27 protein-coding genes are annotated in these 21,993 nt (G+C 66.6%); 16 read left to right on the top strand and 11 right to left on the bottom strand.

Annotated elements, in window-relative coordinates; translation table 11 throughout:
• Positions 1-115: 115 nt before the first annotated feature.
• From hisB to ABDV78_RS18010, 8 genes are all read left to right on the top strand, one after another.
• Positions 116-703: an imidazoleglycerol-phosphate dehydratase HisB gene (hisB, locus tag ABDV78_RS18045; RefSeq protein WP_343528867.1), complete on the top strand. Its 588-nt coding sequence runs from the start codon at positions 116-118 to the stop codon at positions 701-703.
• Complete coding sequence (gene hisH, locus ABDV78_RS18040) at positions 700-1,305, top strand: imidazole glycerol phosphate synthase subunit HisH (RefSeq protein WP_343528866.1); 606 nt, start codon at positions 700-702, stop codon at positions 1,303-1,305. The genes hisB and hisH overlap by 4 nt, the downstream gene beginning before the upstream one ends.
• On the top strand, positions 1,302-2,036 hold the full coding sequence (hisA, locus tag ABDV78_RS18035; RefSeq protein ID WP_343528865.1) for a 1-(5-phosphoribosyl)-5-[(5-phosphoribosylamino)methylideneamino]imidazole-4-carboxamide isomerase: 735 nt from the start codon (positions 1,302-1,304) through the stop codon (positions 2,034-2,036). Before hisH ends, hisA begins: the two co-directional genes overlap by 4 nt.
• Positions 2,033-2,794 carry an imidazole glycerol phosphate synthase subunit HisF gene (gene hisF / locus ABDV78_RS18030; RefSeq protein WP_343528864.1) on the top strand — a complete coding sequence of 254 codons (762 nt, stop codon included), beginning with the start codon at positions 2,033-2,035 and terminating at the stop codon, positions 2,792-2,794. The genes hisA and hisF overlap by 4 nt, the downstream gene beginning before the upstream one ends.
• A 122-nt stretch (positions 2,795-2,916) precedes the next feature.
• Positions 2,917-3,072 carry a hypothetical protein gene (locus ABDV78_RS18025; protein ID WP_343528863.1) on the top strand — a complete coding sequence of 52 codons (156 nt, stop codon included), beginning with the start codon at positions 2,917-2,919 and terminating at the stop codon, positions 3,070-3,072.
• Between the two features lie 32 nt (positions 3,073-3,104).
• On the top strand, positions 3,105-3,419 hold the full coding sequence (locus tag ABDV78_RS18020) for a phosphoribosyl-ATP diphosphatase (protein ID WP_343528862.1): 315 nt from the start codon (positions 3,105-3,107) through the stop codon (positions 3,417-3,419).
• Between the two features lie 29 nt (positions 3,420-3,448).
• Positions 3,449-3,826, top strand: a complete 378-nt coding sequence (locus tag ABDV78_RS18015; RefSeq protein ID WP_343528861.1) for a histidine triad nucleotide-binding protein — start codon at positions 3,449-3,451, stop codon at positions 3,824-3,826.
• A 159-nt stretch (positions 3,827-3,985) separates the two neighbouring features.
• Positions 3,986-5,608 carry an amino acid permease gene (locus tag ABDV78_RS18010; protein ID WP_343528860.1) on the top strand — a complete coding sequence of 541 codons (1,623 nt, stop codon included), beginning with the start codon at positions 3,986-3,988 and terminating at the stop codon, positions 5,606-5,608.
• A gap of 111 nt (positions 5,609-5,719) precedes the next feature.
• Here the strand turns inward: ABDV78_RS18010 and ABDV78_RS18005 are convergent, their stop codons facing one another.
• The gene (locus ABDV78_RS18005) at positions 5,720-6,712 is read right to left on the bottom strand and encodes an adenosine kinase (RefSeq protein ID WP_343528859.1); all 993 of its coding nucleotides are present in this window, start codon (positions 6,710-6,712) and stop codon (positions 5,720-5,722) included.
• A 121-nt stretch (positions 6,713-6,833) separates the two neighbouring features.
• On the opposite strand from ABDV78_RS18005, the gene ABDV78_RS18000 reads away from it, so the two are divergent.
• From ABDV78_RS18000 to ABDV78_RS17990, 3 genes are all read left to right on the top strand, one after another.
• Positions 6,834-7,511 carry an EI24 domain-containing protein gene (locus ABDV78_RS18000; protein WP_343528858.1) on the top strand — a complete coding sequence of 226 codons (678 nt, stop codon included), beginning with the start codon at positions 6,834-6,836 and terminating at the stop codon, positions 7,509-7,511.
• Positions 7,508-7,888 carry a hypothetical protein gene (locus ABDV78_RS17995; protein ID WP_343528857.1) on the top strand — a complete coding sequence of 127 codons (381 nt, stop codon included), beginning with the start codon at positions 7,508-7,510 and terminating at the stop codon, positions 7,886-7,888. The genes ABDV78_RS18000 and ABDV78_RS17995 overlap by 4 nt, the downstream gene beginning before the upstream one ends.
• A 228-nt stretch (positions 7,889-8,116) precedes the next feature.
• Positions 8,117-8,353: a hypothetical protein gene (locus ABDV78_RS17990; RefSeq protein ID WP_343528856.1), complete on the top strand. Its 237-nt coding sequence runs from the start codon at positions 8,117-8,119 to the stop codon at positions 8,351-8,353.
• Between the two features lie 100 nt (positions 8,354-8,453).
• Here ABDV78_RS17990 and ABDV78_RS17985 read toward each other — a convergent pair whose 3' ends face one another.
• Positions 8,454-8,864: an HIRAN domain-containing protein gene (locus ABDV78_RS17985; protein WP_343528855.1), complete on the bottom strand. Its 411-nt coding sequence runs from the start codon at positions 8,862-8,864 to the stop codon at positions 8,454-8,456.
• A gap of 99 nt (positions 8,865-8,963) precedes the next feature.
• Between ABDV78_RS17985 and ABDV78_RS17980 the strand changes: the two genes are divergently transcribed.
• Together ABDV78_RS17980 and ABDV78_RS17975 are read left to right on the top strand one after the other, a co-directional pair.
• Positions 8,964-10,847: a M1 family metallopeptidase gene (locus ABDV78_RS17980; RefSeq protein WP_343528854.1), complete on the top strand. Its 1,884-nt coding sequence runs from the start codon at positions 8,964-8,966 to the stop codon at positions 10,845-10,847.
• Between the two features lie 224 nt (positions 10,848-11,071).
• Positions 11,072-11,566: a CHAP domain-containing protein gene (locus tag ABDV78_RS17975; protein ID WP_343528853.1), complete on the top strand. Its 495-nt coding sequence runs from the start codon at positions 11,072-11,074 to the stop codon at positions 11,564-11,566.
• A 101-nt stretch (positions 11,567-11,667) separates the two neighbouring features.
• Here ABDV78_RS17975 and msrB read toward each other — a convergent pair whose 3' ends face one another.
• The 3 genes from msrB to ABDV78_RS17960 all read right to left on the bottom strand — a co-directional run bounded on the left by msrB (position 11,668) and on the right by ABDV78_RS17960 (position 14,425).
• Positions 11,668-12,114, bottom strand: coding sequence for a peptide-methionine (R)-S-oxide reductase MsrB (gene msrB / locus ABDV78_RS17970; RefSeq protein ID WP_343528868.1), 447 nt, complete (start codon positions 12,112-12,114; stop codon positions 11,668-11,670).
• Positions 12,115-12,278: 164 nt separating this feature from the next.
• A complete protein-coding gene (locus ABDV78_RS17965; RefSeq protein ID WP_343528852.1) occupies positions 12,279-13,511 on the bottom strand; it encodes an ABC transporter permease in 1,233 nt (410 codons plus the stop codon).
• Entirely contained in the window at positions 13,508-14,425 is a 918-nt protein-coding gene (locus ABDV78_RS17960) for an ATP-binding cassette domain-containing protein (RefSeq protein WP_343528851.1), read from the bottom strand. The genes ABDV78_RS17965 and ABDV78_RS17960 overlap by 4 nt, the downstream gene beginning before the upstream one ends.
• A 40-nt stretch (positions 14,426-14,465) precedes the next feature.
• Here ABDV78_RS17960 and queG point away from each other — a divergent pair, with 40 nt between their 5' ends.
• A complete protein-coding gene (gene queG / locus ABDV78_RS17955; RefSeq protein WP_343528850.1) occupies positions 14,466-15,512 on the top strand; it encodes a tRNA epoxyqueuosine(34) reductase QueG in 1,047 nt (348 codons plus the stop codon).
• Between the two features lie 37 nt (positions 15,513-15,549).
• Here the strand turns inward: queG and era are convergent, their stop codons facing one another.
• Complete coding sequence (gene era, locus ABDV78_RS17950) at positions 15,550-16,446, bottom strand: GTPase Era (protein WP_343528849.1); 897 nt, start codon at positions 16,444-16,446, stop codon at positions 15,550-15,552.
• Positions 16,447-16,583: 137 nt separating this feature from the next.
• On the opposite strand from era, the gene ABDV78_RS17945 reads away from it, so the two are divergent.
• Positions 16,584-16,805 carry a hypothetical protein gene (locus ABDV78_RS17945; RefSeq protein ID WP_343528848.1) on the top strand — a complete coding sequence of 74 codons (222 nt, stop codon included), beginning with the start codon at positions 16,584-16,586 and terminating at the stop codon, positions 16,803-16,805.
• Positions 16,806-16,912: 107 nt separating this feature from the next.
• On the opposite strand, the gene rnc is transcribed toward ABDV78_RS17945, so the two are convergent.
• Positions 16,913-17,638 (bottom strand): ribonuclease III, encoded by a 726-nt coding sequence (rnc, locus tag ABDV78_RS17940; RefSeq protein WP_343528847.1) that lies wholly within the window; start codon positions 17,636-17,638, stop codon positions 16,913-16,915.
• On the bottom strand, positions 17,575-18,420 hold the full coding sequence (lepB, locus tag ABDV78_RS17935; protein WP_343528846.1) for a signal peptidase I: 846 nt from the start codon (positions 18,418-18,420) through the stop codon (positions 17,575-17,577). Before lepB ends, rnc begins: the two co-directional genes overlap by 64 nt.
• 114 nt (positions 18,421-18,534) lie before the next feature.
• Between lepB and ABDV78_RS17930 the strand changes: the two genes are divergently transcribed.
• Entirely contained in the window at positions 18,535-19,164 is a 630-nt protein-coding gene (locus tag ABDV78_RS17930) for a DedA family protein (RefSeq protein ID WP_343528845.1), read from the top strand.
• 3 nt (positions 19,165-19,167) lie between these two features.
• Here ABDV78_RS17930 and ABDV78_RS17925 read toward each other — a convergent pair whose 3' ends face one another.
• The 3 genes from ABDV78_RS17925 to secY all read right to left on the bottom strand — a co-directional run.
• Positions 19,168-20,046 (bottom strand): tyrosine recombinase XerC, encoded by an 879-nt coding sequence (locus ABDV78_RS17925; protein WP_343528844.1) that lies wholly within the window; start codon positions 20,044-20,046, stop codon positions 19,168-19,170.
• Positions 20,047-20,186: 140 nt separating this feature from the next.
• Positions 20,187-20,834, bottom strand: a complete 648-nt coding sequence (locus tag ABDV78_RS17920) for an adenylate kinase (RefSeq protein WP_343528843.1) — start codon at positions 20,832-20,834, stop codon at positions 20,187-20,189.
• Positions 20,835-20,876: 42 nt separating this feature from the next.
• The coding region (gene secY / locus ABDV78_RS17915) for a preprotein translocase subunit SecY (protein WP_343528842.1) at positions 20,877-21,993 on the bottom strand (1,117 nt) is incomplete at its 5' end.

The raw sequence follows: 21,993 nt of genomic DNA, 5'->3' as shown, positions 1-21,993 counted from the left end.
TGTCGTCATAGGGGATGAGGCTGTCGGGCAATCCTTCGGTCATGTCCCTTGGACTAGCGGCCTTTGATCGCGGGTCAAGATTGCATGGGACGGATAGGTGTTTAAGGGAGGGGCCATGCGCACCGCCTCCGTCCACCGCGCCACCGCGGAAACCGTCATCGACGTCACCGTCAATCTCGACGGCACCGGCGTCTATCAGAACGCCACCGGCATCGGGTTTCTCGACCATATGCTCGACCAGCTGTCGCGGCATTCTCTGATCGACTTGTCGGTCAAGGTCGAGGGCGACCTGCATATCGACGGCCACCACACCACCGAGGACAGCGCGCTGGCGATCGGACAGGCCTTTGCCAAGGCGCTGGGCGACAAGCGCGGCATCTCTCGCTACGGCGAGGCGCTGTCGCCGATGGACGAGGTGCTGACCCGCACCGCGCTCGACATTTCGGGGCGGCCCTGGCTGGTATGGAAGGTGCCGTTCACCAATCCCATGCTCGGCACGCTCCAGACCGAGATGATCGAACACTGGTTCCACAGCTTCGCGCAGGAGGCCGGCATCACGCTGCATGTCGAGCTGCTCCACGGCCACAATAACCATCACATCGCGGAGAGCGTGTTCAAGGGCCTGGCCCGCGCCCTGCGGATGGCGGTCGAGATCGACCCGCGCAAGGCCGATGCCATACCCTCGACCAAGGGCATGTTGTGACGCTGGCGCTGATCGATATCGAGTCGGGCAATCTCCACTCGGTCGACAACGCCCTGCGCGCGGCGGGGGCGAGCGATGTGGTCATCACCGCCGACCCGGATGTGATCGCCAGGGCCGACCGAATCGTGTTGCCGGGCGTCGGCGCGTTCGGCGCATGCGCCGCCAATCTGCGCGCCATCGATGGGCTGGAAGAGGCGCTGCGCGACGCCGCCCTCACCCGCGCGCGGCCATTCCTGGGCATTTGCGTGGGCATGCAGTTGCTGGCCGACACCGGCGAGGAGATGGGCGAGCATCGCGGGCTCGGCTGGATCCCCGGGCGCGTCGCTCGACTCGCCCCCAGCGATCCGATGGCGAAGGTGCCGCATATGGGCTGGAACGATGTCCGCCCCCTGGGCGACCATAAGCTGATCGTGCCCGGCGAGGCCTATTTCCTGCACAGCTATGCCTTTACCGGCGAGCATGTGCTGGCGACCACCGACCATGACGGTCCGGTCACCGCCGCCATAGGGCGCGACACGGTGGTCGGCGTCCAGTTTCACCCCGAGAAGAGCCAGCGTTATGGCCTCTCGCTTCTGACCCGTTTCCTGGAGTGGCATCCGTGAGCCTGATCGTCTTCCCCGCCATCGACCTGAAGGGCGGCCAGGTTGTGCGCCTGGCCGAGGGCGATATGGACCGCGCGACCGTCTATGGCGACGATCCCACGCATCAGGCGATGCTCTTCGCCGAGGCGGGGGCGCAGCACCTCCACGTCGTCGATCTGGACGGCGCCTTTGCCGGCGAGTCGGTCAATGGCGAGGCGGTGCAGGCGATCGTCAAAGCCTTTCCCGGCCATGTCCAACTGGGCGGCGGGATCCGCAAGCCGGAGAATGTCGAGCGCTGGTTCGACCTGGGCGTCTCGCGCGTGGTGATCGGCACGGCGGCGCTGGAAAATCCCGATTTCGTGCGCGACATGGCCAAGGCCTATCCCGGCGGCATCGTCGTCGCGGTCGATGCCAAGGACGGCATGGTCGCCACGCGCGGCTGGGCCGATGTGTCGGACGTCTCGGTCGAGGACCTGGCCCGGCGGTTCGAGGATGCGGGCGTCGCCTCGCTCCTCTTTACGGACGTGGGCCGTGACGGACTGCTCAAGGGCTGCAACGTCCCCGCGACCGTCGACCTCGCCCGCGCGGTGCGCATTCCGGTCATCGCCAGCGGCGGTGTCGCGGGTATCGGCGACATCCATATGCTCGCGCTCCATCATCAGGATGGCGTGGAGGGCGTGATCACCGGCCGCGCGCTTTATGACGGGCGGCTCGATCTGGCGGCCGCGCTGTCGGTGGCGGCGGCCGCATGACCGTCCGGGCCCGCGTCATTCCCTGTCTCGACGTCGCCAATGGGCGGGTGGTCAAGGGCGTCAACTTCGTCGACCTGATCGATGCGGGCGATCCCGTCGAACAGGCGCGCGCCTATGACGCCGCCGGGGCGGACGAACTCTGCTTCCTCGACATCACCGCCAGCCACGAGGCGCGCGGCACCATCCTGGACGTGGTGCGGCGGACGGCGGCGGTATGCTTCATGCCGCTGACCGTCGGCGGCGGCGTGCGGACGGCGGAGGATGCGCGCGCGTTGCTGCTCGCGGGCGCGGACAAGGTGGCGGTCAACTCCGCCGCGGTCAGCAATCCGCACGTCGTCGCCGATATCGCCGAGCGATTCGGCAGCCAATGCTGCGTCGCCAGCGTGGACGCACGGCGGACGGCGGATGGCTGGGAAGTCTTCACCCATGGCGGGCGACGCGCGACCGGGATCGATGCGGTCGAACACGCATTACGGCTGGCCGAACTGGGCGCGGGCGAATTGCTGGTCACCTCGATGGACCGCGATGGCACGCGCGGCGGCTATGACCTGGAGCTGATCCGCACCATCGCCGACCGGACGAGTGTGCCGGTGGTCGCGTCCGGTGGCGTCGGCGGGCTGGACGATCTGGTCGCGGGGGTCCGCGACGGCCATGCCTCGGCGGTGCTGGCGGCATCGATCTTCCATTTCGGCGATGCATCGATCGCCGATGCGCACCGCGCGCTCGCCGCGGCGGGGGTGCCGGTCCGGGCGCATTGATCTCGCGCGAACCGCATTGATCTCGCGCGAACAAAGATCTTTGCGTCCTCGCGTCCTCGCGTCTTCGCGTGAACCACAATCCGCCGGATGACCCACGCCCGGACCGTTGCTAGACTTCCCCCATGCCGCTCGCATCCCTGACCACCGCCGCCGCCCATGCCGGAGCGCCCCAGCCGCGCAGTCATCCCGAATGGTCCGACATCGGCCTGTTCGTCTTTGCGATCGGTGCGGTCTGGCTGCTCCGTCACTTGATGCGCCGCCGCGACCGCAAGGATTGACGCGAGCGCTTCCACGCGCCACCCACGCCGCCATGGACATGCTTGACCGCCTAGAAGCCACGATCCGCGCGCGCCGCGATCAGGGTGACGCCGCCGCCTCCTATGCCGCCAGCCTGTTCGCCAAGGGCCGCCCCAAGATCGCGCAGAAACTGGGCGAAGAGGCGGTGGAGACGGTCATCGCCGCGATGGCCCAGCCCGACAAGATCGTATCGGAAGCCGCCGACCTGATGTTCCACCTGATCGTCCTGCTGACCGATGCCGGGCATTCGCTGGACGATGTCCGGGCCGAGCTGGCGCGGCGCGAGGGCGTGTCGGGGCATGAGGAAAAGGCCGCGCGGCCGCGCTGAGGCCGTGCCGACATTCACGGAGACTATCGATGCCGATCGACGCCACCCTGCCCTATGACGACCAGAATATCTTCGCGAAGATCCTGCGCGACGAAATCCCGTCGCGTCGGGTGTATGAGGATGAATGGGCGATCGCGTTCCACGACATCGCGCCGCATGCACCGACCCATATCCTGGTGATCCCGCGCGGCCCCTATGTCTCGTGGGACGATTTCGCCAGCCGGGCGAGCGAGGCGGAGATCGCCGGTTTCGTCCGCGCGGTCGGCCAGGTCGCGCGCGAGGCGGGCGTGGTTCAGCCCGGCTATCGCCTGCTCGCCAATATCGGCCCGGATGCGGGGCAGGAAGTGCCGCACCTGCATGTCCATATCCTGGCCGGCCGGCCGCTTGGGCCGATGCTGGTGCGCTGATCGGCCGCCTTTCGGCAGGCTCGGCCTCTCTTGGGCGCATTCCGAACGTCTTAGGGATTGCACGTAATAAAATTGCAGCTAACTTCCCCGACCATTCACCAAACGCCGGGCGCGCCTTTTATTGGGGGGTTGCCCTTCCCTTGGGGGGATTGGATATTCATGATTTTCGGGCGCGTTAAGCCTCTGGACGCCATATTGGCGACCGCTGAGAAGAAGGGGCTGCAACGATCGCTAGGCGCGTTCCAGCTCACCATGCTGGGCATTGGCGCCGTCATCGGCACGGGCATCTTCGTTCTCACCTCCGAAGCCGCGCAGAAGGCGGGGCCGGGCATGATGCTGTCGTTCATCGTTGCAGGGTTCATCTGCGCGGTCGCGGCACTCTGCTATTCGGAACTGGCCTCGATGGTGCCGGTCGCCGGGTCGGCCTACACCTACACCTACGCCGTCACGGGCGAGATCCTCGCCTGGATGGTCGGATGGGCGCTGATCCTGGAATATGCGGTCGGCGCGAGCGCGGTGGCGGTCGGCTGGTCCAACCATGCGGTCGGGCTGCTCAATGGGATCGGATTCCATGTGCCCGCCGCGATCAGCAACGCCGATGCGCTGATGGCGCACATGTACATCGCCTTCGGTGCGGCGCCCAGCGCGGACCTGACCCAGGCGATGGCGGTCGGCGGCTGGGTCAACGTGCCCGCCGTGATCGTCGTGGCATTCGTCACCTGGCTGCTGGTCATCGGCACGACCGAAAGCGCGCGGGTCAATGCGATCCTGGTCGCGATCAAGATCACCGCACTGAGCGCCTTCGTCCTGCTCACCATTCCCGTCATCAAGGCGGAGAATTTCCATCCGTTCCTGCCAACGGGGATCGGCAACCCGTTCAGTTCGTCGGGCCTTGGCGTTCTGGGTGCGGCGGCATCGATCTTCTTTGCCTATGTCGGCTTCGACGCGGTGTCGACGGCGGCGGAGGAAACCAAGAACCCACAGCGTAACGTGCCGATCGGGCTGATCGCCAGCCTGACGATCTGCACCATCTTCTACCTGCTGGTCGCCGGTGGCGCGATCGGGGCGATCGGCGCACAGCCGGTCACCTCGCTGGCGGGTCAGGTATTGTCGCCGGGTACGCCGGAAATCGCGGGCCGCTGCGCCGCGATCGTCGCCTCGGGCGCCATCGAGCCGCTGGTCTGCTCGAAGGAAGCGCTGGTCCATGTGCTCGACACGATCAACTGGCCGATGATTGGCCGCCTGGTTGGCCTCGCCGCCGTGCTGGCGCTGCCCTCTGTCGTCCTGATGATGATGTTCGGCCAGACGCGCATCTTCTTCACCATGGCGCGCGATGGCCTGCTTCCCGCCAAGCTGGCCTCGGTCCATCCGCGCTTCCACACCCCGCATGTCGTCACGCTGCTGACCGGAATGGCCGCGGGGATTGCCGCGGCCATCCTGCCGGTGGGCAAGCTGGCCGACTATTCGAATGCGGGCACGCTGTTCGCCTTCTTCATGGTGGCGACCTCGGTGATGGTGCTGCGCCGGACCGATCCGTCACGTCATCGGCCATTCCGCACGCCCGCCGTCTATATCGTCGCACCGATGGCGATCATCGGCTGCGTGGTGCTGTATCTGTCGCTGCCGCTGACCGCCAAGCTGGTGCTGCCGATCTGGGGCGCGATCGGTCTGGTCATCTACTTCCTCTACAGCCGCAAGCGCAGCTATGTCGGGCGCGGCATCATCGACGTGGTGGACGACCCCGCGATGCAGCCGGAAATCGCCAAGCCGATCGATCGCTGATCGGCCTTCGCCAAAGACACGAAAAAGGGCCGGAGGAGCGATCCTCCGGCCCTTTTGCATGAGACCTTGCCGGTGGGCCCTGCCCAAGCCGGGCCTGGGAAGGGTCCGGGCTTACAGGCTGGCGGCCAACACCTTCAGGTCGACCTGCGGGCGCGCACCGAAATGGCTGATGATCTCGGCGGCGCAGGCCGCGCCCAGCGTCAGCGAGGCCTTCAGGTCGTGGCCCTGGGTCTGTCCATGGAGGAAACCCGCCGCGAACAGGTCGCCCGCGCCGGTGGTATCGACCACCTTGTCGACCGGATGCGCCGGCACCGTCACGCGCTCGTCGCCGCGCTGGGCCAGCGCGCCCTTTTCGGCGAGCGTGACGACCAGCGTCTCGACCTTGCCCTTCAGCGCGGCGATCGCCGCCTCGACATCGGCGGCTTCGGTCAGCGCGACGATCTCGGTTTCGTTGGCGAAGATCACGTCGATCATGCCCCCGTCGATCAGCGCATGGAAATCGGCGCGGTGACGGTCGATCACGAACTCGGCCGAGGCGGTGAAGGCGACCTTGCGCCCGGCCTGACGCGCGACGTCGATGGCGGCGCGCATCGCGGCACGCGGCTCTTCCGGGTCCCACAGATAGCCTTCGATATACAGATACGCCGCATCGGCGATCAGTGCGCGGTCGAGCGCATCGGCGGGCAGATAGTGCGACGCGCCCAGGAAGGTGTTCATCGTCCGCTGCCCGTCGGGGCTGACGAAGATCATGCAGCGCCCCGTGCTCGGCTGCCCCGCGCGGACTGGCGTGTCATAGCGGACGCCCGCCGCACGAATGTCATGCGCGAAGACCTGACCCAACTGGTCGTCGGCGACCTGGCCGATAAAGGCGGTCTTGCCGCCGAGCGCCGCGATGCCCGCCAGCGTGTTCGCCGCCGAGCCACCCGAAATCTCGCGACCGGGGCCCATCTTGGCATAAAGGGCATCGGCCTCTTCGGGCGAGAAGACGAGCTGCATCGCGCCCTTGGTCATGCCCTGTTCGGCGATGAAATCATCCTCGGCGGAGGCAAGGATGTCGACGATCGCATTGCCGATCGCCACCACGTCATAAGTGGGGTTGCTCAAGAAACGGACTCCGGGAAATCAGATGGATGCCGCCGCCCTAGTCAGCGGGCCATGGCTGCGCAAGGGATCGGGCCCTGCACCGCATTGACTTGGGACGCCGCGTCACGTCATCCCTTCGGCCATGATCCGCGCCCTTGTCCTGTCCATGGCCCAGCTTGGCGATCCCGCCATCCGCCGGGTGCTGATCCGCTCGCTGGGCGTGACGGCGGCGCTGTTCGTGGTCGCAGGCGTGGCGCTGTGGTGGGGCGTCCGCGCGGCGTTGAGCAACTGGCTGGGCACACAGGCGGACGGCTGGTCGGCCGCGCTGACCATCGTGATCGAGATGCTCGCGCTATGGCTGGCCTTTCGCGCGGTCGCGGTGGCCGTCGTCGGGCTCTTCGCCGACGACATCGTGGCGGCGGTCGAGGCGCGCCATTATCCGAAAGGACTGGCGACCGCCCGCCCGGTGCCGTTCGCACGGGGGCTGGCGATGGGACTGGGGTCGGCCGCGCGGGTCGTCGTGGTCAACCTGATCCTGTTGCCGCTCTACATCATCCTGCTGGCGACCGGGGTCGGGACGGCGGCGGCGTTCCTGTTCGTCAATGGCTGGCTGCTGGCCCGGGACCTGGGCGACATGGTGGCGGCGCGGCATATGGACGGCGCGGAATTACGTCGCTGGCGCAAGGCGACCGGGCCCGCCCGCTTCCTGTTGGGGCTTGCCGCGGCCGCCCTGTTCGTGGTTCCGGGGCTCAATCTGCTCGCCCCCATCCTGGGCGCAAGCATGGCAACCCATTTCTTTCATATGAGACGTGCACCATGACCCGCAGGTTCGCGCTGATGCTTCTTCCCCCGATCGCGCTGGCGGGCTGTACCGTGCCCCAGACAGCGGCCCCGGTCCGCCCCGGCGGCATGGCCCCGGTGCCCGTTCCCTATACCAGCATGGGGCTGGAGCGGGTGCTGGGCCAGGATGCGGCCGGGCTGACCAAGCTGTTCGGCACCCCCGACGCCGATGTCCGCGAAGGGACCGCGCGCAAGCTTCAGTTCCAGGGTCGTTTCTGCGTGCTCGACGCCTATCTCTATCCCAAGGACGGGAGCGAGCCGCGCGTGACCTATCTCGATGCGCGCGAACCCGATGGCAGCGCGATCGACCGGGCAAGCTGCGTGGCCGCGCTGACCCGGCGCGATGGCGGGCGCTGATCGCCCGAACCTTGCATGGCCCCGGCTTCGATGGCGACAACAATCCATTTAAGATGGAGCGCCTTGCCCTAATGGTGAACCCTTAACACCAATCCCCTGTGACAAATGTTCCACGTTTCCATGGAAAAATGGTGCAGCGCAGGAACAAATTTACTGACCGTGTTTTATAGGCTATCAGGGAGAAGAACACGCCGCGTCTTGGCGTACGTTCGCCATGGGAGAATGTGTATGATGAAGTTCCTGTCTGCTGTTGCCGCTACCGCTCTGGTTGCTGCTCCGGTTGCTGCTGCTCCGACGAACCCGGCTGCCAGCCTGTCGGTTTCGAAGTCGGTCCGCGCCTCGGCTCCGACCGCCAAGGGCAACAAGCTGGCCGGTGGTGGCGTTCTGGCCGCGCTGATCGCTGCTGGCGTCGTTGCCATCGGTGTCGTCGCGATCGTCAAGGACGACAACTCGGACAGCAACTGATCGATGCGGGTGGGCGCCTCTGCCCGCCCCATTCTTCGGCGCATGGCGATCCATGCGGAAAGGGAGCCGGTTTCGGCTCCCTTTTTTCATGCCCCGCTCCTCAGGCACCCCATTCAGGCCCCTCTGGATCGGGATGGAAGTCGTCCGGCTCCGGCGCCGCCCTACCAGCCGTCCCGTCTACCAGTGGAGGCATTGTCGGGGCCTCGCCGCCGAACCGGACGCGGATATAGGCGACCGATCCCTTGATCCCCTGAAACACCGCGCGCGCCTCTTCGCCGCGCCGGATGCGCGCACCGACCAACGGGGCCCGTTCGGCCGAAAGATAGCCGACCTGCACATCGCGCGCGCTGAACACCGCCACCGCATGGGGATCGTGCCGATTGTGCGGCTCAGGGCGCAAGACGACGGGATCGCCAATCGCCGAGGCCAGCAGTTCAAACCGGCGGTTGCTCCGCGCCCTGTCTTCATTGGGAAAGTCGATCCCGACCACGGCCAGCGTCAATTCATCCATACCCCTTTAACTGGGCATGATGTCCGCCGGGGTCCAGGGCCCTCCCAATCCGCATCGCGCGGGCTATAGTGCAATCATCCTGTCCCATTCGGAGTGCCCATGTCCGTTGCCACCCTGGCGATGCTGCTCGCCGCCCCATCGCCCAGCCTGCCCCAAATGCCCGCCTCGCCGCCGCCCGTCGTCGCCCCCGTCCTGACCAGCGCCGACGCCCGCGACGTGCACAGCTATGCCCGGCCGCTGGAGGCGCGGGTCACCCATGTCTCGCTGAACCTCTATGCCGATTTCGATACCCATGTGATGCGCGGGATCGCGACCCTGTCGGTCGATGCCAGGCCCGATGCGAAGCAGTTGGTGGTCGACGACAATGGCCTGCGCATCGTTGCCGTCACCGACGCGCAGAACCGCCCCCTGCCCTATGGCATCGGCCAGACCGACAAGGTGCACGGCGCGCCCTTGACCATCACGCTGAACGGCGCCCGCACGGTGAAGATCGCCTATGCGTCGACGCCGGGGGCCAAGGCACTCCAATGGCTGTCGCCCGAACAGACGGCGGGCAAGAAACAGCCCTATCTGTTCAGCCAGGGCGAGGCGATCCTCAACCGGAGCTGGATTCCAACCCAGGATTCGCCCGGCATCCGCCAGACCTGGGACGCGACGATCAATGCGCCATGCGCGCTGACCGTGGTGATGAGCGGCGAGCGGACCGGGGAAACGGCGTGTCAGGATGGTCGCCACACCGCGAGCTATCGCATGGACAAGCCGGTCGCCCCCTATCTGATCGCGATGGCGATCGGCGACCTGAAGTTCCGGCCACTCAGCGCCCATACCGGCATCTGGACCGAACCCGCGATGCTCGACAAGGCCGCGTGGGAATTTGCCGGGCTCGACAAGTTCGTGTCCGCGGCCGAGGGGCTTTATGGCCCCTATCGCTGGGGTCGCTATGACGTGCTGGTCCTGCCGCCCAGCTTCCCGTTCGGGGGGATGGAGAATCCGATGCTGACCTTCGCCACGCCGACCGTCTTGGCGGGCGACCGGAGTCTGGTCAGCCTGATCGCGCATGAACTGGCGCATAGCTGGTCGGGCAACCTCGTCACCAACGCGACCTGGGACGATTTCTGGCTGAACGAAGGCTTCACCAGCTATTTCGAAAACCGGATCATGGAATCGATGTACGGCAAGCGCCGCGCCGCGATGGAGGCGGACCTCGCCTGGACCGATATGCAGAACGCCGTGAAGGAAGCCGGCGGGCCGCAATCGCCCGATACCAAGCTGCACCTCGATCTCGACGCGACCCGTGATCCCGACGACGGGATGACCCAGATCGCCTATGACAAGGGCGCGACCTTCCTGCGCACCATCGAGTCGGTCGTCGGCCGCGCCCGCTGGGATGCCTATCTGCGCGGCTATTTCGACCGCCATGCCTTCCAGCCGCAGACAAGCGCGGGCTTCCTCGCCGATCTGAAGGCCAGGCTGCTCGAACCGGGCGAGGCGGAGAAGATCGGCGTCGACCAATGGGTGTACCAGCCGGGCATCCCCGCCAATGCGGTGCATGTCCGCTCCGACGCCTTCCCAGCGGTCGACGCGGCGGCGCGGGCGTTCGCGGCGGGCGGCCCGGTGTCCGCCGTGCCCGACAAGGTGACGACACAGGAATATGTCCGCTTCCTCGACCAGTTGCCACGCCAGCTTCCGGCGGAGCGGCTCGCCGCGCTCGATGGCCGCTTTCACTGGAACGGGACCGGCAACAGCGAGATCCGCTTCGCCTGGCTGCGCCTCGCCCTTGCCAACCGCTATCCGCCTGCCGAAGCGTCGGCCGAGCAGTTCCTGACGTCGCAGGGGCGCCGCAAATTCGTCGCGCCGCTGTTCCAGCAGCTTCAGGGGCAAGGCGAATGGGGTCAGGCCCTCGCCAGGCGAATCTATGACAAGGCCCGTCCCGGCTATCATTCGGTCACGCAGGTTACCGTCGATCGGTTGCTCGGACGGTAGAGCGAGCCTCATGCACGGCGAAACGAGGAACGAAATTTTCGTTTCGCCCTGTGTCTTTCAGGTCACCGCCGCCGGAACACCGTTCACCGGATATGGTTCCGGCGGCGCTTCCCAACCCGTTTAGCCCCGGTTAATCGACACTCACACCGACATTCCGACCGGGGGGTCATGTGAAGTTCAAGGCATTTGCAGTGCGATTCGCGCTGATGGCATCGTGCGGCCTGATGATGGCCACCCCTGCTGCCGCGCAGTTCTGGCAGTGTGCACCCTATGCCCGTGAAATTTCGGGCATCGACCTGCACGGCAATGCCAACACCTGGTGGGGCCAGGCGGAAGGCCGCTATCAGCGTGGTCACACCCCGCAGGAAGGTTCGGTCCTCGCCTTTGACTCCACCAGCCGGATGCGCGTCGGCCATGTCGCGATGGTCAGCAAGGTGGTCAACGACCGCGAAGTCCTGCTGACCCACGCCAACTGGTCGCGCCGCGGTGGTATCGAGCGCGATGTCCGCGCCATCGACGTATCGCCCAACAATGACTGGTCGATGGTCAAGGTCTGGTATGGTCCCACTGGCGGCCTGGGCACCTCCGCCTATCCGACCAAGGGTTTCATCTATTCGGGCCACAAGTTGAACACCGCCGACCTGCCCGCCACCCAGATCGCCTCGCGCAACGATGGCCGCGTTTCGGGCATCCTGACCTTCGCCGCTCCGGCGGAATAAGCGCGCTTCCCCAATACCAACGTCCGGTCCGCCTGCGCAAAGTCGAAGGCCAAGGGATAGACGGACCACCCGGCGCGAAGAGTCCTCAGGCTGATCCCGTCTCAGGCCGCGCGAAAAACCATCGCCACGCCGTTCATGCAGTAACGCTTGCCCGTCGGCTTGGGCCCGTCGTCGAAGACATGGCCGAGATGCCCGCCGCAGCGGCCGCAATGCACCTCCACCCGTTCCATCAGCAGCGATCGATCGGATTCCGTCCTCACCGCGTGGGGCAAGGGGGCCCAGAAGCTGGGCCAGCCGGTGCCGCTGTCGAACTTGGTCTTCGAGGAAAACAGCGGCTGCGCACAACCCTTGCAGTCAAAGACGCCACTGCGATGCTCTTCGTTCAGCGGGCTGCTGAACGGCCGCTCGGTCCCTTCCTTGCGCAAGACGGCATAGGCCGCGGGCCCCAGTTTCTGACGCCATGCCGCATCGCTCATCGACACGGGATAGCGTTCGGCGGCGGCGGCCTGACGGCCACAGGCGGTCAGGCCCAGCCCGGCCAGCCCCATTCCGGCCAGCGACAGGAAAGTGCGGCGATCACAGGAGGATGCGGTCATGGACCAAAGATAGGAAGGCCGCTGGCTCGCGAAAAGTCCCGAGAGCCAATCGGCGATGAAGCGGGATGCGACCTTATTCCTCCCCCGCAACGGGAGGAATGGAGACGAGGGCCCGGTCAGCCCTCGGCCCGCTTGCGCCGCCAGAACGGCCGCGCGCTTCCCGATTGCAGCACGCCGCGCCGAAACAGACGCGCGCCCAGCGTCACGAACAGCGCGACCCACAGCGCCTGCCATGCCAGCGCCAGCGCATGCGGCCATAACGCATCGCTCGCCGCCGCCACGCCCGCCATGGCGAAGGGTGAGGACAGGGGAAACACCTCCGCCACCAGCGCCAGCCAGCCGCCGGGCTCGGACAGGCCGCTCAGCGTCAGGCTGAACATGCCGACCTGGACAATGGTGATGGGCAAGGACAGCATCTGGATCTCGCGCATCGTGGTCGCCTGCGCGCCGATCGTCAAGAACACCGATCCGAGCAGCAGATAGGCCATGGTGAAATAGGCGACGAACAGGACCGTGAACATCGGCAGTCCGATGGCGGGCGACAATTCGCCAACGACCCCGCCCAGGGCCGGGGGCAACAGGCTGGTCACCTGCCCCAGAACGGTCCCCCAGAAACCGATGAACAGCACAGCCACCCCGAACATGCCGAGCAGCTTGCCCAGGAACACCGCCTCCAACGGGACCGCCGCCGCCAGCACCTCGATCACCTTGTTCGAGCGCTCCTCCGCCATGGTGCCGACCACCTGTCCGGCAAGGAACAGGGTCAGGAAGAAGACGCCGAACACCGCGAGAAAGGCGGTCTGGTTCTGCCCGCCCAGGGTCGCACGCTGCCGGGCGAACAGGGTCTTGGTCGCGGCCACGTCGGGCAATCGCCCGTCCAGCCGCTCGGCGGCGAGCGCCTGTCCGGCCAGGACGACCAGATAGTCCGCCGCGCGAGTCCCCCGCGCCCCGTACAGGATGATCGGGCGATCGAGGGGACCATAGAGCACCGCGGTCGCGTCATATTCGCGGGATTCGAACGCGGCACGCGCCTGCGCCGCCGGATCGCTTGTCGCGGTCAGCGTCACGAGCTCGGGCGGCTCCTCGTCGCGGCGGAAGATGGTGCGCGAACGCCGATCCGCCTCGTTCAGCGAGCCCGCCAGCGCATCGGGGACGATCGCGACGATCCGTACCCGATCGGCACCATGGTCCGCCGCCTGGGCCGCGCCCATCGCGCCGATCGTGCTGAACGCCACCATGATCAACGGCGCGAACAGGAACAGCAGGAAGATGGGGGTGTAGACGGTAGCGACGAAATCGCGCCGCGCGATCGTCATCGTCTGGCGCAGCAGACGGCGCAAGGAGCTCATGCCGCCATCTCCGCGACGGGTTCGCCGACAATGCGGACGAACGCCTCATGCAGGCTGGGTCGCTCGATCGACAGGTTGAGGATGCCTGCACCCGCCGCCAGCAACCGTCCCAGGACCGGCTCGATCCCCTCGTCGGGGAGGGTGAAGCGCCAGTCGGCATCCTCCCGCACCGCATCGGCGGGCAACAGCGTCGGCAGCACGCGATCGGGATCGCGCGGGCGGTAGCGGACATGCGCACGCAACAGGCCGCGCGCCTCGTCCACCGTGCCCTCGAACCGCCGCTGCCCGCCCGCGATGATCGCCAGCCGGTCGCACAGCCGTTCGGCATGCGCCATGACATGGGTGGAGAACAGGATCGTCGCGCCGCGGTCGCGCTCGCCCAGGATCAACGCCTCCAGCCGTTCCTGATTGACCGGATCGAGCCCGGAAAAGGGCTCGTCCAATACCAGCAGTTTCGGGCGGTGGACGACCGAGCCCAGCAACTGGACGAGCTGCGCCATACCCTTGGACAATTTGCGGATCTTGGTATCCGCGGCATGCGCCAGTCCCGCCAGTTCGAGCAGTTCGTCGGCGCGCATGCGCCCCGTCGCCCGGTCGAGCCCGCGCAACGCGCCCATGAAGATGATCGCATCGCGCGCCTTCATCGCCGGATAGAGGCCGCGTTCCTCGGGCAGGTAACCGACCAGATCGCTGGCATCGCGCGGATGGGCATGGCCGAGCAGGGTGCGATGCCCCTCATCGGGCTCGATGATGCCGAGCAGCATCCGCAGCGTCGTGGTCTTGCCCGCGCCGTTGGGCCCCAGCACGCCGTAAACCGCGCCGATCGGAACCGCGATATCCACGCCATCGACGACACGCCGGTCGCCGAACCGCTTGGCGAGGCCCGAGGCGCTGACCGCCCACTGATTATCCACGCAACTGTTCCTCCCTGAACGCCTGTGGTAGCGGGCTGGTGTGGCGCAAGACAAGCTGGAAACCCGGATCAAGGCGAAGGCGGCCGAACTGGGCTTTGCCGCGATCGGCATCACCCATGCCGATGCCGCGCCAAAGACGACCGAGCGTCTGCACCAGTGGCTGGCCGAGGGACGGCACGGATCGATGATCTGGATGGCCGACCGCGCGCACCAGCGGCAGAGCCCCGCCAGCCTGTGGCCCGAGGTGAAAAGCGTCATCTCGCTGGGCGTCAGCTATGCCCCCGCCGAGGACCCGATGCGGCTGGCCCAACACGGGCGGATCGGCCGTATCTCGGTCTATGCGCAAGGGGCGGATTATCACGATGTGGTCAAGCGCCAGTTGAAGGCGCTGGGCCGATGGCTGGCGCAGGAGGCCGGGTGCGACCTGAAGGTCTTCGTCGATACCGCGCCAGTGATGGAAAAGCCGCTGGCCGAAGCCGCCGGGCTCGGCTGGCAGGGCAAGCACACCAATCTGGTCAGCCGCGACCATGGTAGCTGGCTGTTCCTGGGTGCGATCTACACCACGCTGGAACTCGAACCCGATGCGGTGGCGCGCGACACCTGCGGGCGGTGCGATGCATGCCAGCGCGCCTGCCCGACCGACGCCTTCCCCGCGCCCTATCAGCTCGATGCGCGGCGATGCATCTCCTACCTCACCATCGAACATGCCGGGCCGATCCCGGAGGAATTCCGGGCCGCAATCGGCAACCGCATCTACGGCTGCGACGATTGCCTGGCAGTGTGCCCGTGGAACAAGTTCGCCGCGGCGGCGCAGGCGAACATGGCCTTCCACCCCCGCGCGGAGCTGACCGCACCGGAACTGGGGGATTTGCTGTCGCTGGATGATGCCGGGTTCCGGCAGGTGTTTTCGGGCTCGCCGATCAAGCGGATCGGCCGCAACCGGATGGTCCGCAACGCCGCCATCGCGGCGGGCAACAGCGGCGCCGGCGAACTGGTGCCGGTGCTGGAGGCCTTGCGGGGCGATCCCGATCCGGTGGTGGCGGAGGCCGCCGACTGGGCCTTGAAGCGATTGACCACCACCGCATGATTCCGCCCCCCGGCAAGGGGAGGATTTCGGGCAGCGGTCAGTCGACCCAATCCAGCCCGATATCCCGGTACACGTCGCGGTCCTCGTCCCAGCCGGGCTTCACCTTCACATGCAGGTACAGGTGAACCCTGTGCCCCAGGATGCGCGACAGTTCCTCGCGCGCCTTGGCCCCGATCTCCTTGATCCGCGCACCATTCTTGCCCAGCACGATGGCGCGCTGGGTCGGGCGTTCGACCAGGATCTGCTGGTGGATCTCGACTGATCCGTCCTCGCGTTCCTTATAGGCCTCGGTCTCCACCGCGCTGGCATAGGGTAGTTCGGCGTGGAGTTGCAGATAGATCTGCTCGCGCGTCACCTCGGCGGCCAGCGCGCGTTCGGTGGCGTCGGACACCTGGTCCTCGGGATAATGCCAAGGCCCCTCGGGCATGAGCTTGGCGAAATGTGCCTTGAGCTCGGGCAGGCCGTCGCCGGTCTGGGCGGAGACGAACCAGATTTCGTCGAAGGGCACGACCGCGTTCAGCTTCTCGGCATGGCCCAGCAGGCGCGCCTTGTCGGCGATGTCGACCTTGTTGAGGATCAAATGCTTGGGCTCGGGCCGATGCGCGATCGACTCGGCGATGGCGGTGACCTTGGGGCCGATCCCGCCCTTGCCATCGACCACCAGCGCGAGGATGTCGGCTCCTTCGGCCCCTTCCCAGGCGGCGGCGACCATTGCGCGGTCCAGGCGGCGCTTGGGCTCGAAGATGCCCGGCGTGTCGACCAGCAGGATTTGCGCCTCGCCTTCGATGGCGACGCCCAGCAGCTTGGCGCGGGTCGTCTGCGCCTTGGGGCTGACGATCGCGACCTTCTGGCCGACCAGCGCGTTGACGAGGGTGGATTTGCCGGCATTGGGCGCGCCGACGACGGCAACGAGGCCGCAACGTTGTTCAGTCATGGCCGATAGCGGTACAGGTCAAGCCCCCCTGCCCGCAAGGAAAAGCCACATGGATGGAATGTAATGGACGGATCACGGAACGGCCACCGAAGGGCGCGCATTTTTCGCCGGCACATCGAGCGTAAAGGAGCGTAGCCATGAAGACCCTTCTCACCGCCCTGTCGGCCGCCGCCCTGTTGACCATCGCGGGACCGGCTTCGGCCAAGGGGTGCCTGAAAGGAGCCGCCGTCGGCGCGGTCGGCGGGCATTTCGTCGGCAAGGGCCATGCGGTGATGGGCGCGGCGGCGGGCTGCGCAATCGGCCATCATCGCGCCAAGGTGCAGGCCAAAAAGGAAGCGGCGGCCGCCAAGGCGCGGTAACGTCGCGGTTCGGCCTGAGCGGAGGGGGGCCGGCTTTTCCTTGGCCTTGGCCTTCGCTCAGCCCGAACGTCGGCGCTAACGCCGACGTCGAAGCGACCGCCCCTTGCTCAAGCCTTGAGCTTTGCCAGCAATGCCTTGGCGGCGGCCGTCTCGGCCTCCTGCTTGTTGGCCCCGGTCGCGCTGGCCTCGGCACCCCGCCCGACCCGCACCGCCACCGTGAAGCGCGGCGCGTGATGCGGGCCCGAACGATCGATCACCACATATTCGGGTGCCTTGCGATTGTGTGCGGCGGCCCATTCCTGCAACGCCGACTTGGGATGCTGAGGGGCCTTGCCCTGCGAATGCACACGGTCGCCCCATGACTTTCGGATGAAAGCGCGCGCCGCCTCAAGCCCCGCTTCGCGATACCAGGCCCCGATCAGCGCCTCCATCACGTCGCCCAGCACATTGTCGCTGTCGGACGCCCCATCGTCCCGTGCCTGCTTGCCCAGCCGCAAATGCTCGCGCACGCCCAGATCGCGCGCGACATCGGCGCAGACCGCGCCCGTCACCAGCGCGTTGAGCCGACGCGACAATTGCCCCTCGGGTTCGTTCGGGAACTGCTCCCACAGCCATTCGGCCATGATGAGGCCCAGCACCCGGTCGCCCAGGAATTCCAGCCTTTCGTAATTCTCCGCCGCCTGGCTGCCATGGGTCAACGCGCGGTGGAAGGGGGCCGACTCGGCGGGGGCGCGACCGAGAATATCCTTCAGCCAGTCATCGACGTCGCTCAAAACCCTTCTCCGATCCGGCTCCAGCGCGCGGCCGAAACCCAGGTCCAGGGCTTGATCCATTCGGCCGAACCATCGGTCGAGAAGAAGGTGACGGCCGCCCGCCCCTCTAGCCGCTCCATCGGGATCATACCCATGCCCATTGGCGGGGCAAAGCGGCTGTCGGCGGAATCGTCGCGATTGTCGCCCATCAGGAAGACGTGGCGCGCAGGCACCGTATAGACGACCGTATCGTCGCGATCGGGGAAATTACCCTGGTCGAGCACGTCATAGCTCTTTCCGTTCGGCAACGTCTCCCGGAAGCGGGGGTAACGGCACACCGGCTTGCCGTCGATCATGTCCTGGAAGGACGCCCCGCACTGGGCTGGCCCGAAATTGGGCGTCAACGGCAGGATGAAATCGGCGACCCGCTGCTTCGGCACCGGGCGGCCGTTCAGGATCACCTGGCCGCCGCGTACTTCGATCCTGTCGCCCGGCAGGCCGATCACCCGCTTGATCACGTCATGATCGTCCGGCCCCGGCGAGCGGAACACCACCACATCGCCCCGCGCCGGATCGCGGCCCAAGACCCGCCCCGGCAGCAACGGCACGCCAAAAGGCAGCGACCAGCGCGAATAGCCGTAATTCCACTTGGTCACGAACAGATAGTCGCCGATCAGCAGACGCGGCAGCATCGATTCCGACGGGATGACGAACGACGTCACGATGAAGCTGCGCAGGATGAAGACGAACAGCGCCAGCTTCAGGAAGAAGCGCAACGTCTCCTTGCCCTCGGATGCTTTGGCCGTCGGCTGCGACGCCGATGGGGGCGATGGGTCTGGCGAGGATTGCGGAGTGTCGACCATGGTCGCGGGGTTCGCGCAACCCGCTCGCCTCGTCAAGCGGCTTCCCCCTTTCACCCCGTCGCGCAAGACGATAGGGGAACCGCCCTTCCGTTCATCGGTACATCCCCGACACGCATGACCGATTTCATCATCAACCTGATCGCCTGGGGCGGGTATTTCGGCATCTTCCTGCTGATGGCGCTGGAGAATATCGTGCCCCCCATCCCGTCGGAGGTCATCATGGGCCTGGGCGGCATGGCGGTCGCGCGCGGACAGATGGAGATGATCCCGCTGATCCTGTGGGGCACCGCCGGCACGACGGCGGGCAATTATGCCTGGTATGCGGTCGGGCGCTATATCGGCTATGAGCGGTTTCGTCCCTTTATCGACAGGCACGGCCGCTGGCTGACCATGGAATGGCGCGATGTCGAACGGCTGCACCTGTTCTTCGTCCGGCATGGCGGCTGGGTGGTGTTCGTCTTCCGCTTCATGCCCGCCTTTCGCACGCTGATCTCGCTACCCGCCGGAATCACGCGGATGCCGCTCGGCCGGTTCCTGCTCTGGACCTTTGCGGGCAGCATGATCTGGAACACGATCCTGGCCTATGCCGGGCTTTGGCTGGGCGCGAATTTCGAAGCGATCAACCGTTATATCGGCCCCGCCGCGATCGTCATGACCGCGGCGATCGTCATCGGCTATCTCTGGCGGGTCATCACCTGGAAAGGCGGGGGGAAGGGCGGGGAGAAGCCCGGCGACCGATCCTGAGCGTCACGCCCGGGGATGCGCGGTCCGGTACACGTCGAGCAACCGCGCCGCATCGACCTCGGTATAGATTTGCGTCGAACTCAGGCTGGCATGGCCCAGCAATTCCTGGAGCTGGCGAAGATCGGCGCCCCGCCCCAGCAGGTGCGTGGCAAAGCTGTGCCGCAGGGCATGCGGCGTCGTCCGCGCGCCCAGGCCCAGCCGGTCGCGCGCCGCCTGCACCGACCGCCGGATGATGCCGGGCGACAGCGGCCCGCCCTTCGCCCCCCGGAACAGAGGTTCGTCGGGCGCCACCGCAAAGGGCATCTGCGCGGCATAGGCCTCGATCGCTTCGCGCAGTTCCGGGAGCAGCGGCACGATCCGCGTCTTGTTGCGCTTGCCGGTCACCCGGATCGTCTCCCCCAGCGGCAGGATGGCGGCGGGCAGCGCCATCGCCTCGCCGATGCGCAGCCCCGCGCCATAGAGCAGCAACAGCACCGCCCAGTCGCGCGCCGCGATCCACGGCTCGGCGGCGTTCTCCGCGACATCCTCGCCCAGCGCCACGATGTCGGCGGGCGCCTGAGGGCGCGGGATGCTGCGCTTGCGGCGGGGGCCTTTGAGCACGGGCGGCTCAACCCCCACCCAGTGGAGGAAGGTCCGCACCGCGGACAATTCGCGTGCGGTGGAGGCGGCGGTCAGCCCCTCCCCCCGACGCTGGGCCAGATAGGCACGCAGATCGGCGGCCGTGATGCGCCCCAGCGCCGGCCGCTCGATCGCCTCGCCCCAATGCTCCGACAGGAACCGGGCCAGTCGATCGGCGGTGGCGACATAGGCGCGGACCGTATGGTCGGACCGCCGCAGATCGACCGTGAGATGGCGGTAATAATCGGCGATCAGCGCGGTCATCTCAGCGGTTTAGGGGAGAGTGACGCGTTGCGCGAGAGGCTCGATCGCGGCACCGCGCCCCCGAACAGAGAGCGTTCGGCAACGAAAAAGGGGCGCTCTCGTCGCGAGAACGCCCCCTCTTCCCATAGCCAGGCTGCGGATCAGCGATCGAGGATCGCGTCGATCTCCGCGCCGACCGCATCCATCGAGGCCATGCCGTCGACGCGCGCCACGATGCCGCGCGCTTCGTAGATTGGCAGGATCGGCGCCGTCTTGGCGCGGTATTCCGCCATGCGGGTGCGGACCGTCTCCGCATTGTCATCGGGACGCCGCTTGAACTCGGTCGAGCCACAGACATCGCAGACGCCCTCGACCTGGGTCGGCTTGAAGCTGTCATGATAGCCCGCACCGCACGAAGCGCAGGTGAAGCGGCCGGTTATACGCTCGACCAGCGCATCCTCGTCAACCGCCAGTTCGATGACATGATCCAGCGCCTTGCCGCGCTCGGCGAGCAGCACGTCCAGCGCTTCGGCCTGCGCCTCGGTCCGCGGATAACCGTCGAAGATCGCGCCGCCTTCAGCCTCGGCCTGGTCCAGCCGCTCGCCGATCAGCGCCGAGACGATCGCGTCCGACACCAGTTCGCCCGCATCCATCACCGCCTTGGCCTGGAGACCGACAGGGGTGCCCGCCTTGACCGCGGCGCGCAGCATGTCGCCGGTCGAAAGCTGCACCATGCCGCGATTGGCCACCAGCCGCTGCGCCTGGGTGCCCTTGCCCGCGCCCGGCGGCCCCAGCAGGATGATGTTCACGCCCACGTCATTCTCCCCTTTTTCTCATTCCGCCCGCGCGTCTTAGCGCAGACGGCCACCCTTGAGCTTCGCCTTCTTGATAAGGTCGCCATATTGATGCGCCAGCAGATGGCTCTGAATCTGAGTCACCGTGTCCATCGTCACGTTGACGACGATCAACAGACTGGTGCCGCCCAGATAGAAAGGAATCTGGAGCGCCGACACCAGATATTCGGGCAGCAGACAGATGATCGTCAGATAGCCCGCGCCGATGACGGTGATGCGGGTCAGCACGTAATCGAGATAGGTCTCGGTGTTCTTGCCGGGACGGATGCCCGGGATGAAGCCGCCATAGCGCTTCAGATTGTCCGCCGTCTCCTCGGGGTTGAAGACAACCGCGGTGTAGAAGAACGAGAAGAAGACGATGCCCGCGCCGTAAAGCAGCATGTAGACCGGCGAGCCGTGCTGCAGATACTGGTTGAGGCTGATGATGAAATCGCCCCAGCGGCTCTCGCCCGCAACGCGCTGGCCCGCGAACTGCGAGATGGTCAACGGCATCAGCAGCAGCGAAGAGGCGAAGATCGGAGGAATCACGCCCGCCGTGTTGATCTTCAGCGGCAGGTGGCTGCGGTCAGCCTGCATCCCGCGCTGCGTCGCGCGCTTGGGATACTGGATCAGAATGCGGCGCTGCGCCCGCTCCATGAAGCAGATGAACAGGACCAGGATGACGACCGCGACGATGATGCCGATCAGGCGCACCGGATCGATGCTGCCGGTACGGCCGCCCTCGAGCAGGTTGACCAGCGTGGTCGGCAGATGGGCGACGATGCCCGCCATGATGATCAGCGACACGCCGTTGCCGATGCCGCGACTGGTGATCTGCTCGCCCAGCCACATCAGGAACATCGTACCGCCGATCAGCGAGATGACGGCGGCGATGCGGAAGGTCATGCCAGGCTCGATCACGGCCTGGATGCCCTGGCTCGCGCCCAACGTCTCAAGACCCACGGCGATGAAATAGCCCTGGATCGCGGTCAGCAGCACCGTACCGTAGCGGGTGTACTGGTTCAGCTTCTTGCGGCCGCTCTCGCCTTCCTTCTTGATGGCGGCGAGCTGCGGGCTCAGCGAGGTCGCGAGCTGCACGACGATCGACGCCGTGATGTACGGCATCACGCCCAGC

Origin of the sequence: Sphingomonas sp. (assembly GCF_039594485.1) — a bacterium.
GTDB lineage: Bacteria > Pseudomonadota > Alphaproteobacteria > Sphingomonadales > Sphingomonadaceae > Sphingomonas.
This window is presented reverse-complemented; position numbering and strand designations above follow the sequence as displayed.